Here is a 14,833-nt window from a genome sequence, read left to right as displayed (position 1 = left end):
CGGTGGAAGAAGTACACGCGGGAAACGGCCGGAGTTCCAGGTCCGCTCGCCCGCCATCACCTGTCGTGCACCAGGTGGGGGTGTGGGTTCGGGCGGACGCTTGGGGTGGGAATGCCGAAGGGCGGACCGTGGTCGGTCCGCCCTTCGGGTGGGGGTTAGAACTGCGCGGTCGGGGGGAAGGTGGAGGCGGCCAGGCTGATGGCGTTGGCCACGGTGGTGAAATAGGTTTCGTTGAAGGTGCCCGAGGTCAGGTGGCTCGGGTTGATCTGGTGGCTGTTGGTCGGGTCGGCCACCGCGGCGGCGATGTCGACGATCTCGTCGGCGCCTTGGTCGGTGTAGTTGTTGACCAGAGCGTCGTTGACCTGTTGGCGGACGATCTCTCGGGGGTCGGCGGCGGGTAGGCCCAGGGCGGGGATCGTCGCGACGATCACGTGGACGAGGGAGCCGTCGGTGCGGCGGGTGTTGCGGAGGGCACTGGCGTTGGCCTGGTGCATCACCGAGCGGAAGCTGGCCAGGATGTCGTCCTTGGAGCGGCCCGCGAGCACGTCGTTGGCGCCTAGGGCGACTACGACGGTGCGGAGGTTCGGTTCGCCGTAAGCGTGGCGGTGCAGGGTGTCGGCGGCGTTGGTCAGGGAGGCTGAGCCCACGCCGGTCCGGGGGCCCGCGGTGGAGTCGCCGCGGTACAGGACCTGGGCGTCTACGGGTGTTGACGACCCTTGGAAGGCGTGGACGTCGGTGATGGAGCCGTTGAAGTAGTTCGAGACGGTGCCGCCGGAGAGCTTGAGGGCGCCGATGGACAGCGGGCCCGTGCCGGTCCAGGTGGCGGTGGACACCACGGGGGTGCCCACGGCTTGGCCGTTGACGTACAGCGAAAGCAGCCGGGTGGCGCTGTCGTAGGTGCCGACCAGGTGCGTCCACGTGTTCAGGGTAGGTGCCGGACCGACCACAGTGGCCAGTGCCGCGCCCGCGGTGTCGGACCCCGGGCCTGTCAGCGCCCAGGCGTTGGCGGGCTGGGAGTACTGCAGCAGCATCGACCCGGTCGCGGTACCGCCTTGCGCCACAACCGTCGCCGTCGTCGAGGTGGACTCGAGGTTCACCCACGCAGAAACCGTGTACCCGCGCGCGGTGTTGAGCACCGCGCCACTGGTCGCGGCGTATCCGGTGGTGCCGTTGAAGTCCACCGCTCCGCCACGGGCAGTGGTGCGGGTGTAGCCGCCCGCCAGCGTGGCCGGGGACGACCCGGCGCTGTCGAGGAGCGTCGTACCGCTGGGCTCGGTCATCTTCCAGGCCGCGGTCTCGGGCAAACCGGTGCGGCTGGTGTTGACGATGCTGCCGGGCAACGGAACGCCGACCGAGTTGAGCGCGCCGGGAAGCCGGTCGACCCAGGTGTTGCGGTGACCCGCGGTGGCGTCCGGCCCTGCTGCGGCGGCGTACTGGTCACCCAGCACGACGACGGTGCCCGCCGAGGTGTCCGCTGTGGACACCTGAACGCTCGACACCAGGTACGTGCCGTTGGCCGCGGTGGTGAACCCGGTTGGCGAGGTCGCCGCGGTCAGGTCCCCCGCACCGAATCGCACCGGCGCGGTCGCGTTGGCGTGCACCGGGATCGTGCTGACCGCACTCGCGTGGTGCACGCTGACGACCAGGTTCCCCGTGCCGCCCGCGGTGGCCGGGAAGGACACCGCGTCGCTGATCACCTCGCCACCGGCCGGGATCGTCACCGCCGCGGTGCCGCCGAAGGTCAGCGCCGCCGGGGTGGCCAGGGCCTCGACCCCGGTGCCCTTCTGCGCGCCCACGGACGCCTTGGTGACGGTGACCGGGTTCGGGTTGAGCGCGTTGGACAGCGTGACCCGCACCTGTGAGCCGGTCGTGGTGGGGTGCACCACGGTGCGCACGGTCTGGTTGGCCAGTCCCGCGCCACCCGGCGGGGTGGTGATGGTGTCCGCAGGTGCCGACCACGCGCCCAGCCACCCGGTGGCGACCGGACGCGGCGCCATGGCGAGCACGTGCATCGCCGGAGCACCAACGCAACCGGGCATGAACGTGGTGCCGTAGTTGGGCAGCGTCACCGACTTGACGACCTTGGTCGGGTCGGCGGGCACGAAGATCGTGAACAGTCGAGGCTGGCCCGCGGTGCTCGTCGCGGTACCGAGGGTGAAGTGTGGCAGCACGACCTGTGCGGTGTCCCTGGAGCCCATGAACCAGTCGGGCACGGGCGGGAACTGCGGCCGGTCGGTCGTGTTGTCGAGGTAGTTGACCCCACCGGCGCGCTGCGGGCTGCTGTAGCACGTGTTGACCACCAGCAGGCCGATGGCGCTGGCCTTCACCTGCTGCGCCGCGGGTAGCGGGATGGTCTGGCCGTAGGCGACGACGTTGTCGTTGCCGTCCGGCCGGTGCGCGGGCATCACGAAGGTCGCGCCGTCGACGGTCAGCGACGCGCCGGGGGCCAAGCCCGCGGCGGCCATGGTCTGCGCCGAGATTCCCTTGGCACCGCTGCCATCCAGGTCGGACCCCGTGCCTTCGGGGGCGATGCCGTTGTTGTTCATCGCTGAGGCGAAGTCGGCTGCGGTGGCCGCACCGATCGCCGCCGCGGTGAGGTAGTCGACGCCGATCTTCCAACCCGTGGCGGAGGCGTTGCGACCGGACACCTTGAACTTCACCTTGTGCGTGCCAGCGGTCAAGTGCACGCCGCCGAGCGGCAGGTACGCTGTACCCACCGCTGCCTGGTAGCCGTCCCAGGCTGCCGTGTCGGTGTTGGCCAGCGGCACATCGTTCACCGAGACCGCCACCTTGGCCTGCTGCGGCCCCTTGGTGAGGTTCACACCGAGGGCGTAGTCGGCCTCCTGGGCGATCTTGACGGCCAGTTCGACCGAGGCGTTGTCCGCGGTCGCGTCGAAGGCCAACTGCGCGCCCTCCGACCACGACGCGGTGCCACCGGCCTGGTTCTGCGCCACGACGGTCATGCTCTGGCCCGCGGGCTGGGTCGGGGTGACCTGGTTGGCCTGCTCGGCTTCGAAGCGACCGGTCGGGTTCAGCTGCAGGAAGTCGATGCCCGCGTGGAAGCGGTCACCGACGGCGCCCGCGTTGGCACCGGTCAGTTTCACGGTCAGCGTGTGCGTGCCCGCGGTGAGCCGCCTGGTGCCCAACGACAGTTGCCGCGTTCGCACCACCGGGTCGTAGTGGTCGAACGAGCCGACGGGCCCGGCGTCGGTCGGCTGACCGACCGCCACGCCGTCGATGGAGAACTGGGTCTGGCCGTAGTCCATCGACCTGGTCACGCCGAGGCCGAGTTCGTAGTCGCGTTCGGTGGCGACGGTGAACGCCAGCGAGAACTGCTGGTTCACCGCTGTGCCTTGGAAATGCACGTGCGCGCCGCCCGACCACGTGACCCAGCAGCAGCTGACCTGGTTGGTCACGGGCACGTTCTGCCCGCCGGGCTGCGAGAACGCCATCGACTCGGCTTCGATCCTGGTCGAGGCGACCGGGGTGGGCGGGGCGACGTAGAACTGGTAGGACTGCTCGGGGGAGAACTTGCGCGCGCTGTCGAAACTGCGCGCGTGCAGGGTGTGGTAGCCGGGGCTCAAGCCGGAGGGCACCCGGATCGGCACGTTGGTCTTGCCCGATACCCAACCGCCCGTGGTGCCGAACTGGCGGTCGATCTCGCAGTCGACCGGGCCGGGGATGGTCTGCGTGCCGGGGCCGGTGAAGCTGTAGCTGAAGCCGAGGACGTCCGGGTTGGTCGGGTCGGACAGGATGAACGAGCCCGGGTTGTTCGCTGCCGCGCCCCAGTTCTGCGCGGGGTAGTCGACGCTGCGGATCGTCGGCAACGCCGGGATCGGCGTGGTGCGGACGATGAAGTAGTACGACGTCGAGTACGCGGGTCCCCACAGGTACCTGCTGGGGTCACCCGGGTATTGCCCGATCGCACCGACTTGGAAGCGGTACACGCCGTCGCCAAGCGGTGGCGTGGTCCACGCTCCCGTTGTGCCGGAAGCGATCTGCACGTCGTTGCCGGAGTTGGCGACCTGGATCCCGTTGCTGTTGAACACCTCGTAGCGCAACACGATCGGCAGCGTGGGGTTGTTGTTGTCGGTCGCGGTGGCGGTCAGCGTGGGGGTCGCGGTGCCGGTGGTCGCGGTGGAGCTGCACAGGTACGCGCTCGGGACGGCCAGGCCGGTGGGCTGGTTGGGGCGGAAGCTGAACTCCACCACGACCTTGGGCGCCGCGGCACCGGAGGTGGCGAACTTCTTCCACTGCAGCTGCTCGGCCTCGTTGGGAGCGGTGAGTGCCATGTGGATGTCCGGCCAGGATCCGATGGAGGCCGCCTGGAGGTAGTCCTTGAGGTCGTTCGACTCGAACAGCACCCCACCCGCGCCGCCGCACTGGTCACCGGCACCGGAGGACCGGGTGTCGAGCACCCCCTCGACGGCCGGGTTGTTCCAGCTCAGGCTGCCGGTGAACACGCCGGTGCGGCGGATCTGCACGGGTTCGGCTACGCACAGGTGCGCGCCGTGGGTCTGGGTGGTGGCGACCTGCGCCTTCCACACCACCGCGGGCCAGCCCGCGCGCGGGGCGAGCTCGGAGGTGTTGAAGCGGAAGTACGAGCGCGCGACCGTGAGGGCACCGCACTGGTTGTTGCCGTTGTAGCAGCGGCCGACCTGGGCGTCCATGTTGGCGTTGAAGTAGTTCCAGCCGTTCTGGGTCGTCTCACCCCAGGCCAGCTGGTTGCCGGTCATCGACGGGTCGACGTAGACCGGGTACTTCACATCGGGCTTGGTCAGCGCCGCGATGTCGGGTCGGACGGAGACCTCGCCGGTCTCGACCTTCGCGGCCTTGCCCGCGACGCGGCCCTGCTGCTCGGTCGCCTTGGTGACGGCGACGTCGACCCGCTGGACGCGACCGCCCTCGGGGTCCTGCGCGGAGGGCTTGGCGTGGCCCGCGGGCTGGCTGGAGTCCCACTGGGTCGGCGTGGAGCCGCGGAACACCGGCTTACCGGTGCCGTCCACCGCCGAGAGCGCGCCGTCTGCGCCGCTGGTCAGGGTCAGGCCGGTGGTGCGGGAGGTCACCTTGATCTCTCGCAGGGCGGGGTTGGCCGCGGCCGCGGCGTCGTGCACCACGAGGACCTGGGAATACCCGAGGTCGGAGGCGGTCAGCACCAGGTCGACGCCGGGGAACACGGCCGGGTAGGTCACCGACGGCCCGTCCACCTTCGGGGTCGGCAGCGGCGACGGCCAGGTGAGGGCGACCTGTCCGTCTCCATGGGGAGACTTCAGGGTGACGTAGGGCGCCGTGCCGCCCGCGGAGAAGGCCACGTCGAGCGGCGTGGCGACGGGGGAGAGGGTGCCCTCAGGCGTGGTCCGCACTGTGGCGTCGACCGTGAGCCACTTGCCGTCGCGCTTGACCCGCTGCGGCGCGGCACTGGACTCCAACACGAACTTGCCATCCGGCCGGGCGATGACCTGCGTCGACTCGGTGGTCCGCTCAGCCACCTCAACCGGCTTGCCGGTGGCCCTGGCGCGCTGCAGGGCGCTGTCCTCGGCCGCGGTCGGCGCGGCAGCGGGGGCGGACGGTGCGGGGGCGGCGGCTTGAGCGGGGATGGCGAGGCCCACCACCCCCACGACCGCCGCGAGCAAGAGGGTGCCCGGCACCGATAACCGATGACGGGCAGCATGAAGCGACATCCGGGACCTTCTGCGCATCGTGAAACCCCAGGCTTTCTAGTCAGCGCAACACCAAGAAGTGCCCCGACTTTAGCCTTCCGTTCCGGTGATGCGGAAGCACCTTGGTGGCGTGGAACCGCGATTGCGCTGTTCAGCGGCATTTCGGGAGAATTGATGATCATCTTTTCCTGGCGCTTCCGCATCGGCTCCCGTTCTGGTAAGCGCGGGTGCGCGAAGGAAGGAAATGATTGACGAACTGCGGTTCGATACCGCTCCTCTTCGCCGTACTGGTCACGGTGGTCAGTTGTCCGCCACGTAGGCGGCGCGGGTGGGGGAGCCGTGTTTGCGGAGGATGTTGGCCACGTGGTCCTCGACCGTGCGGCGGGAGAGGAAGAGGGTTTCGGCTATCTCGCGGTTCGTGCGGCCGTCGGCGAGGAGGTGGGCTATTTCGGTTTCTCGGGGGGACAGCGACCGGCCGTAGCCGCGGCGGCCTCGGGTGGAGCGGACGGGGGTGCCCGCGCGGCGGGCGTGGTGGCGGCAGCGGGCCGCGGCGATGACGGCGCCGAGGGATTCGTAGGTCTTGGCCAGGTCCAGGAACGAGTGGGGTGCTCCTAGGAGGGCGGCGCGTTCGGTGAGGGTGGCGGCGATGTGGGGCAGGCCGAGGCTCTGGTGTTCGGCCGCGGCGGCGGTGTACAGGGAGGCGGCGGTGTGGGGTGGTTCGGTGGCGGCTGCCAAGTGGGCTCGGGCCGTGTTGAGGGCTGCGCTCAGGAAGGGGCCGTCCAGGGTGGCGATGCCGGTCGCGGCCTGGTCGATCAGTCGCCGGGCGTCTTCGAAGCGTTGCGCGGCTGCGTAAGCGGCGACGGCTACCGGGGTGAGGTCGCCTGCCCAGGCCCAGACCCGTTGGTGGCGCAAGAGTGCGACACCGGCGTCGGCGTGCGTGCAGGCCGATCGGATGTCACCTCGGTCCAACAGCAAGGTGGTCATCGCCGCGATGGCTGACAGCACCACGGGAGCGACACCGGTCTCCGGATCGGTCATCCCCGTCTCGCGCAAGCACTTCTTGGCCCGCGCGAGGTCACCCGCCGCGATCGCCAGCCACCCCTGGACCAAACGCATCTCACCCGCGACCGGCAACGACCCGGCGTTGGCGACGGCGATCGCCTCCGCGCGCTCGGCCAACCCGGCCCAGCGCCCGGCCATCCAGTCGAGCCTGACTTCGGTGCCCAGCCCGGTGCTGCGCACGTACGGCGCGGACGCCGCCCCGCGCAGACCCTCGGCGAGCAGTGCCCTGGCGTGGTCGTAGTGGCCGAGCCACGCGCACACGTCCGCGAGGTTGCACCGCGCGCGGCTCAGTTGCTCCAGGTGCTCGAGGTCGTGCGGGTCGACCGCTGACGGCAGCAAGTCCTCCAGGTCGGCCGCACTGGCGTCGCCGAGGGTCAGCCGCGACTGCACCATGCTGGCCAGCAGTGCGGTGCGAGCCGGACCTCTGGGCATCGCACCGATGCGCTCGAACACCAGGTTCTGCCAGCGGCGGCACTCCTCGACCGACCGGTTGCCGAGGTAGGGCATTCCGAAGATCGCCACCCCGCGCAGGCTCCACGCCTCGGCGACCCCAGGGGTGCGCACCGCCGACCGGATCTTGATGTCGGCGCGCGGCAGGTCGCCCGGTGCGCGCATGAGCAGCAGACCGAGCCCGATCGCGACCTCGGCGCGCACCCGCTCCGGCAACCGCTGGTCGGTGAACAGCCGCTCCAGCACTGGAATCACCTCCCGATGCCCGCCGCCGCGAAGACCGTGTCCACAGAGGATGGTCACGAGCCGGGCCAATTCCTCGGCGGGCAAAGCGGGTTCGGCCACCAGGTCGGTCAGCCACCCCAAAGCGGTGTCATCGTCCCCTGCCGCCATCGCCTCCTCCGCCGCGCGCACACCGTGGCGCACCCACTCCCGGACCGCGCCCGCACCCCGCGCGTGCGTCGCCAGTTGGTGCGCGGGCCACTCTCCCCCGAGCACGGCCAAAGCGCGCTCGTGCAACCGCCGCCGCTCGCCGCTGGGCATCGACTCGTACACCGCTCGAGCAGCGAGCGGGTACCGGATCCCGATGTGTGGCCCCGTCTCGACCAGCACGGCTCGGCGGAGCAACCGGCCCACCTCGATCATCTCCGCACCCGCCACCGCGCACAACACCTGAGCGGGCACCGGAACCCGCAGCACCGCTGCCGCGCGAACGACGGAGGCCGCCGCGGTGCTGAGTCGTCGCACCTGGTCGGTCATCTCCTCGCGGACCGACCACGGCACGGGAGCCCGGTCGAGCGCCTGTTCCGCCGAGGTGCCATCAGCATCCCGGAGTACAGCCGGATCACCCATCGCGCCAACGAGTTCAGCGACCGCGAACGGCAATCCCGCTGTGCGCCGCCACAACGCGTCCACCGCCGCGCTCGACACCTCGCCCACCACTTCCGCCGCGAGCAGCTCAACCCCGTCGCGCCCCAGGGGCTCCACCACGATCCTGGTCCGGTTCATCCGCCCGGATCGTGGTCCCAGCGGACCGCTGGCACCGACCTGCTCCGGCCGGTAAGTGAGGACCAGAGTCAGAGCCGCAGGTGGGTCGTCCACGATCGCCCGCAAGACCCGCAGACTCCACTTGTCGGCCCACTGCGCGTCTTCAACCACCAATGTCACCCGCCCCATGGCGCCGATCACCTCGCGCAACCCGGTGGCGACCGCGGCGGCTGACGTGTCCGATGAGGACGGTAGTCGGTCGGCGAGTTCGGGCACCAGCGAGCCGACCGCGCCCGCTGCCTGCCCGAGTGGACCGAGCGCGCGCGGGTACGTGCTCAGCAGGTCGACCAAGACCCCGAACGGGGTCTGGTGCCTCGACGGGTCGCACCGGCGGGCCGCGACCCAGTGCTCGATCCGTTGCCGCCGCACCAGTTCGGCGACCAGGGTGCCCTTGCCGACCCCGGCGACCCCTTCGACCAGCACCAGCGACGGCGGCCACTTCGCGGCCTCGGTCAGCGCGGCCAGCTCGCGGTCCCTGGCCACCGGAGCGGTCACGGCGGGCCGGAACCAGACGCCCGGTGCGCCGCGCTCCGCTGCACGATCGGCCTGGTAGCCCACGGGTGGAGCATACCGACCCCGAATGGCCGCCGGAAGTCATCACTTCCCCGGCGTCACAACGGTTCTGGGAACGCCGATGGGCGGTGCGGCCGGGGATCGCCCGACCGCACCGCCGTCCTCCGCTACCCTGCCGAGGCTCAGGTCACGGTGAGCGTGAACTCGGTCTGACCGGTCTTGCCCGCCGTGTCGGTCGCGGTGATCACGACCTTGTAGGTGCCGGGTTGGAACGGGGCGAACAGCGACATCTGGCTGCTGCCGCCCGGGGTGACGCTGAACGGGAAGAACATCGGCGCGAACGCCAGACCGGTCGCCGACAGCTTGCTCGCGCCGGTCCCGCCCGCCACGGTGACGGTGGCCTTCACGCTCCCGCCCCGGCTCACCGTCGCCGACGAAGGCGAAGCGGTCGGCTTGGGACCGTCGGTGGACCCGCCGTCGCCGACGGTGAGCGTGTAGGTCGCCGTCTTCGTCCCGCTGGTGCCCTTGGCCGACACCGTGATCGGGTAGCTGCCCTTGGCCGCCCCGGCCGCCACGTCGAAGGTGACCTTGGCCGACTCACCGGAGTTGATCGAGGCGGGCTGGAACTTCACCGCGACGCCCGAGGGCTGCCCGGTCGCGGAGAGCTCCAGACGCTCGGACTGGTCACCGACGGTGGTCGCCACGGTCGCCGAGATGTACTTGCCCGGGTCGGCGCGGCCCGCGGCCGGGGACACCGCCACGGTGAACTTGCCGTCGGTCGGGGGAGTGCCGCCGATCTCCGACCGGGCCCAGTCGCCCATCTCGTTGGTCAGCCGCGCCATGATGCTGTAGCGGTCGCAGCCGCTGGACCCCCACGACACCACCCCGACGATCACCCCGTCGACGGTGAACGGGCCGCCGCTGTCGCCGGTGCAGGTCGCGGTGCGGCCGTCGTTGTAGCCGATGCACAGCATCAGGTCGGGGTTGACCCGGATGTTGAACACCTGGCAGTTGGCGGCGTCGTTGACCGGCAGCGTCGTCTTGTAGAGCACGCCGGAGCCGCCGTTGGCCGAGGTCCGGCCGTAGCCGACCGCGGTGCCGCTCTTGCCGGGCTGGGTCAGCGCGGTGTCGCCGGACCCGGCCACCTTCGCCCACTGGCTCTCGGGCACCGGCAGGTCGTCCTCGGTGGTGACGACGGCGACGTCGTAGCCGGTCTGCCAGCCGCCGGTCCCGGTGTACTTCGGGTGGGTCTTGTACGAGAGCAGCTTCGTGCGGAAGGTCTCGTCCCCGGTGGTGTTGAGGTCGTCGTCGCCGTAGAGGTAGTGCTTAGCGCCGGTCGCGTCGACCATGCAATGCGCGGCGGTGATGATCTTGCGCTTGCCGACCACGGACGCGGTGCACGACTGGCCCTGCGGCCCACCGCCCCCGGCCCGCATCCCGGCGATGACGAACGGGTTCTCCCGCACGGTGGTCCGCTGCCCGTTGACCACCTGGGCGCTACCCCCGGGCACCTTGAGCTGATCGGTCGGCGTCGCCGCGACCGCGGGCCCCTCAGCCGCGTTCGCGACCGGAACCGCCACCACGGCCAAAGCCACCGCGACGGCGAGCAACAGCTTGCGCTCTCTCACTTCGATGTCCTTCGGTTGCAGGGAATCGAACGGTCGGGGCCCGGTGACCGGACCACCGGCGGGGACATCCGCTGGTGGCCAAGGCGACTATCGGGTCCGGTCCCGGCGGAAACAACCGTGGAAACCGTGGGTAGCGCTACCGCCCCCGTCGGCGGAAGCCGAGAACGGTGGACAGGGCGCGGAGGATGGCCGGTCGTTCGGCGGGCTTGGTCCCGCGCAACGCGGCGCGGATGATCAGGTACCGGGTGAGACAAGTCGCGACAACGGACGCCGCCGTGCCAGCGCTGACCAGTTCGACCACGCCCACCGTGCCGCCCTTCCTCCGGTGAGTAGATGGTGGTTCACTAGTAGGGAAAACCACTAGGGCATGCGACAGGTTCTGACAAACTCGGACACGGAGGACCAGTGCCGATACGGAAGCCGGTGGTTGCCGACCCCGTGTTGGCCGCATTGCTCGCCGAACTGCGCCTGCTGCATGTCACGGCGGGGGAGCCGACGGTGCGGGACGTAGCGTTGCGGTGTGGCGGCCGGATCAGCCGTGACACCGTGCACCGGGTGCTGGCTGCCGATCGAGCACCGCGGTGGCACAACCTCGAGTTGGTGGTGCGTGCGCTGGGTGGCGACGCTCACCGGTTCCACGAGCTGTGGGTGGCCGCACGCGCCGCTGATCCGCGGTGATCACCTTCGGCGAGCCACCGGGGGAGGCGGGAAAGGCCCTCTTCACGGCGCTGAGGGATCTGTACGTCGCCGCTGGTGCGCCAACCGTGCGCGCCATCGCCGAACGGACCGCGCTCAGCCGTGACACCGTGCACCGGGCGCTCACGGCTGATCGGGTACCTAGGTGGGCCACCGTGCACGACATCGTCACCGCGCTGGACGGCGACACCGAGCGGTTTCGCCAACTGTGGGCCGCGGCGTCAGGTGTGATCGTCACGGTAGGTACTGGATCTGGGAAGACTGCTGCCTTGGCGGCACATGCTGCCACGCGACTCCGCGTCGCAATCGTCGATGACCACCAAGTGGTCCTTGACGGCCTGCGTGTGCTCCTCGAGGACGGGGGCTTCGAGATCGTGGGTACTGCCACTGATACGCCCGCGGCGGTGGCGATGGTGCTGGAGGTCGAGCCGGACGTCGTTGTGATGGACGTGCGGATGCCGAGCGGGAACGGCATCGACGCCACCGCTGAGATCCTCACGCATCGGTCGGACGCCCGTGTCCTCATCCTGACCTCGTACTCCGATGACCCGACGGCGCGGGACGCGGTCCATGCGGGCGCCCGCGGTTTTCTCCTCAAGGACGTCAGCGGCGACGAACTCGTCCAAGCGGTCGGCGCCATCGCGAACGGCCAGACCCACTGGGGTCATCCAGCCGCGCGGCGGGCTGCCAACGAACCAAAGCAAGAGGTGCGGCGACACCGCCTCACCCCTCGGGAGTGCGAGGTTCTGGAGGCCGTTTCGGAAGGGTTGTCACGAGAGGACATCGCCAAGAGGTTGAACATCAGCGTGCGCACGCTCGATTCGCACAACGCCGCGATCGCCCGCAAAACCGGGACGCGCAACCGAGTGCAGATGGCGCTCTACGCCATCGAGCACGGACTGGTCGTCCCGCCGCGCGGGCATGCGGGCGCTTGACAGCGTGGGTTGGGCGCCGATCGTGCGGCCGTTGTCCTGAGCGGGGCGGTGACCTGGGCTAATGGTGAGCTCAGCCGCAGGGCGGGGTCACCACACGGTCACCTCTCCTGGGGCCGCGTACCGTCGGGGGGGACAAGAGGCGGTGGCCCCAGGCGCGACACCGGTCGGGTGGAGCCCGGCGGTGCCCGGCTGCTGCCCGGTTCGATCGAGTTGGCCGCGGACGGCCGCGTCGGGCGATCCCGGACGCACCCGAACCGCGGGCCCGGCCATGGCGGCCGCCCCCCATGTACGCAGGAGTGAAGGCAGGACATGACCACGATCACACCCACCGTCGACGAGCCCCGCCCGGCGGCCAAACCGGTCCTCGGCGCCCCGGCGGGGCGCGCGGAACTGGTGACCATCCGGCTCTTCCTGATCATCCCGTTCCTCGCCCTGGTCGCCGTGGTCCCCGCGGTGTGGGGGTGGGGGATCGGCTGGACGGAGATCGCCGTCGGTGCCGGGTTCTACGTCGTGTCCGGGTTGGGCATCACGGTGGGTTACCACCGCTACTTCACCCACGGCGCGTTCAAGGCCAACCGCGCGCTGCGGGTGGCCCTGGCGGTGGCCGGTGGGCTGGCCGCGCAGGGGTCGGTGATCACCTGGGTGGCCGACCACCGGCGCCACCACGCGTTCTCCGACCGGGAGGGCGACCCGCACTCGCCGTGGCTGTTCGGCACCTCGCCGCTGGCGCTGGCCAAGGGGTTCTGGCACGCGCACATGGGCTGGCTGTTCGGCAGCGACCGCACCAACGTCGAGCGGTTCGCCCCCGACCTGGCCGCCGACCCCGACATCCGCGCGGTCGACCGGCTGTTCCCGCTGTGGGTCGTGCTCAGCGTCGGCCTGCCCGGCGTGCTGGTCGGGCTGATCACCTGGTCCTGGTGGGGGCTGCTGACCGGGTTCCTGTGGGCCGGGCTGGCCAGGGTCGCGTTCCTGCACCACATCACCTGGTCGGTCAATTCGATCTGCCACATGGTCGGCGACCGGCCGTTCACCAGCCGCGACAAGTCGGCGAACTTCTGGCCGCTGGCGATCCTGTCCTTCGGCGAGTCCTGGCACAACCTGCACCACGCCGACCCGACCTCGGCGCGGCACGGGGTGCGCCGCGGCCAGTTCGACATCTCCGCCCGGGTGATCTGGCTGTTCGAGAAGGCGGGTTGGGCGCGCAACGTGCGCTGGCCGGACGAGCGCCGGTTGGCCCGGCTGACGGTCGCCCCAGCGGAGTAGACGGCGGCGCAGCGCACCCCGGACCTCTCCCCGGGGTGCGCAATGGACGGTCAAGAACTGTCGGAGTCCCTCTATAGGGTGATCCACAGTTCACGGAGAGGGGAACAGACGTTGATGTCGGCCACGACCTACCTGGAGTTGTCCGAGACCGGCGGCGGTGCGCACAAGTTCTACGAGGTGCGCGTCGAGGACACCGAGGTGACCATCACCTACGGGCGGATCGGGGAGCAGGGCCAGGTCAGGACCGCCGCCTTCGCCGACCACGCCAAGGCGCTCGCGGCGGCGGCGAAGAAGGTCGGCGAGAAGGTCCGCAAGGGCTACGCACCCGCGGTCAAGGGCGAGCGCCAGCGCAGGCCGGTCAGCAGGCGCGAGATCGTCTCCACCCGCTCCACCGCGCGGCAGGCCCCGGTGCTGTGGCGCTTCGCCTCCGGCGCGCCGGCGTTCGGGATCTTCATCGGCGAGGACCGCGCCTGGGTCGGCAACGAGAACGGCGACGTCTACACGCTGACCCACGACGGCCAGGTCACCGGCCGGTTCGGCCTGCCGGACTCGGTCAAGTGCATCGTCGCCGACGACTTCTGGGTCTACGCCGGGTGCGACGACGGCAACGTCTACGACCTGGGCGCGAAGGTGCCCCGGGTGGCCTACGAGATCGCGGGCGATGTCGACATCTACTGGCTCGACATCCACGACGGCGTGCTCGGCGTGTCCGACCGGCACGGCGGCGTCACCGTCGTCGACCACGAGGACGAGTTCCAGTGGTCGCGGCCCAGCACCGGCGACAGCGCGTGGATGGTCCGCAACTCGGCCGAGGGCGTCTTCCACGGCGACTCCAGCGGCGTCACGCACTACTCCGGCCGCGGCGACCGCGTGTGGCACACCGACACCTCCGGCAGCGTGCTGTTCGGCTGGCAGGAGCGCGCCGAGGTCTTCGCCGGGACCAGCCGGGGCTGGGTGCACCGCTTCGCCAAGTCCGACGGCCGCGAGCGGGCCGCCTACCGCTGCGACGCCGCCGTGTTCTCCTGCGCCACCTCCCCGGACGGCGAGTTCGTCTTCGCGGGCGACAACCAGTCCTCTGTGTACTGCTTCGCCGCCGACGGCACCCGGCTGTGGAAACTGGGTACCGGCTGCGGTTCGGCGTACTCCATGCAGTACCGCGACGAGCGGCTGTACCTGGTGACCACCGACGGCTCACTGGCCTGTGTGGACGCCAGCCCGGCCGCGGTGCACGCCGCGGAGCAGGGGCAGCTGCCCACCCGCCACGACATCAAGGCGGGCAGCCTGGACCGCGTCGAGGCCACCGCCGAGGTCGAGGTCATCACCGCGCCGACCGACGGCGTCATCGTCGAGTGCGTCCAGCACAACGGCCGCGTCCGGGTGCACGTGGTCTCCGAGGGCTACGACTCCAGCTGGGGCGTCCAGTTCCCCAAGAACATCCGCGTGCCCGGTGCCCGCTACGTGGTCACCGAGGTCATCACCTCGGCCAGCGGGTCGTTCTACCGCGCCAGGGGCGAGATCAAGCGCATCCGGTAGGTCGGGTCCCGGCGCGCCGTGGTCGGTCGGCCGCGGCGCGCCGAGT

Annotated in this window: 9 protein-coding genes; 5 read left to right on the top strand and 4 right to left on the bottom strand. The window is 70.6% G+C overall.

Annotated elements, in window-relative coordinates; genetic code table 11:
* Nucleotides 1-155 precede the first annotated feature (155 nt).
* On the bottom strand, nt 156-5,648 hold the full coding sequence (locus tag JOD54_RS35850) for a LamG-like jellyroll fold domain-containing protein (protein ID WP_204455441.1): 5,493 nt from the start codon (nt 5,646-5,648) through the stop codon (nt 156-158).
* Between the two features lie 9 nt (nt 5,649-5,657).
* On the opposite strand from JOD54_RS35850, the gene JOD54_RS30750 reads away from it, so the two are divergent.
* Nucleotides 5,658-5,912: a hypothetical protein gene (locus JOD54_RS30750; RefSeq protein WP_204455440.1), complete on the top strand. Its 255-nt coding sequence runs from the start codon at nt 5,658-5,660 to the stop codon at nt 5,910-5,912.
* Nucleotides 5,913-5,960: 48 nt separating this feature from the next.
* Here the strand turns inward: JOD54_RS30750 and JOD54_RS35845 are convergent, their stop codons facing one another.
* The 3 genes from JOD54_RS35845 to JOD54_RS30735 all read right to left on the bottom strand — a co-directional run bounded on the left by JOD54_RS35845 (nt 5,961) and on the right by JOD54_RS30735 (nt 10,667).
* Nucleotides 5,961-8,777, bottom strand: a complete 2,817-nt coding sequence (locus tag JOD54_RS35845; protein ID WP_204455439.1) for an ATP-binding protein — start codon at nt 8,775-8,777, stop codon at nt 5,961-5,963.
* 137 nt (nt 8,778-8,914) lie between these two features.
* Complete coding sequence (locus tag JOD54_RS30740) at nt 8,915-10,360, bottom strand: trypsin-like serine protease (protein ID WP_204455438.1); 1,446 nt, start codon at nt 10,358-10,360, stop codon at nt 8,915-8,917.
* Nucleotides 10,361-10,496: 136 nt separating this feature from the next.
* Nucleotides 10,497-10,667 carry a hypothetical protein gene (locus JOD54_RS30735; protein WP_204455437.1) on the bottom strand — a complete coding sequence of 57 codons (171 nt, stop codon included), beginning with the start codon at nt 10,665-10,667 and terminating at the stop codon, nt 10,497-10,499.
* 98 nt (nt 10,668-10,765) lie between these two features.
* Between JOD54_RS30735 and JOD54_RS30730 the strand changes: the two genes are divergently transcribed.
* From JOD54_RS30730 to JOD54_RS30715, 4 genes are all read left to right on the top strand, one after another.
* Nucleotides 10,766-11,038, top strand: a complete 273-nt coding sequence (locus tag JOD54_RS30730; protein WP_204455436.1) for a hypothetical protein — start codon at nt 10,766-10,768, stop codon at nt 11,036-11,038.
* On the top strand, nt 11,035-11,991 hold the full coding sequence (locus JOD54_RS30725; protein ID WP_204455435.1) for a response regulator: 957 nt from the start codon (nt 11,035-11,037) through the stop codon (nt 11,989-11,991). Before JOD54_RS30730 ends, JOD54_RS30725 begins: the two co-directional genes overlap by 4 nt.
* 309 nt (nt 11,992-12,300) lie before the next feature.
* Nucleotides 12,301-13,254, top strand: a complete 954-nt coding sequence (locus JOD54_RS30720; RefSeq protein ID WP_204455434.1) for an acyl-CoA desaturase — start codon at nt 12,301-12,303, stop codon at nt 13,252-13,254.
* Between the two features lie 114 nt (nt 13,255-13,368).
* Nucleotides 13,369-14,787 carry a WGR domain-containing protein gene (locus JOD54_RS30715; protein WP_204455433.1) on the top strand — a complete coding sequence of 473 codons (1,419 nt, stop codon included), beginning with the start codon at nt 13,369-13,371 and terminating at the stop codon, nt 14,785-14,787.
* The last annotated feature ends 46 nt before the right edge of the window (nt 14,788-14,833 follow it).

The sequence above is a fragment of the Actinokineospora baliensis genome (assembly GCF_016907695.1).
Taxonomy (GTDB): domain Bacteria; phylum Actinomycetota; class Actinomycetes; order Mycobacteriales; family Pseudonocardiaceae; genus Actinokineospora; species Actinokineospora baliensis.
Note: the sequence above shows the minus strand (reverse complement) of the source record. Positions and strands in the feature narration are given on the sequence as shown.

Bases quoted from the DNA above. Each gene is read 5' to 3' on its own strand.
- JOD54_RS30750 (WP_204455440.1), top strand. From the start codon at position 5,658: ATGACGGGCAGCATGAAGCGACATCCGGGACCTTCTGCGCATCGTGAA.
- JOD54_RS30720 (WP_204455434.1), top strand. From the start codon at position 12,301: ATGACCACGATCACACCCACCGTCGACGAGCCCCGCCCGGCGGCCAAA.
- JOD54_RS30715 (WP_204455433.1), top strand. From the start codon at position 13,369: ATGTCGGCCACGACCTACCTGGAGTTGTCCGAGACCGGCGGCGGTGCG.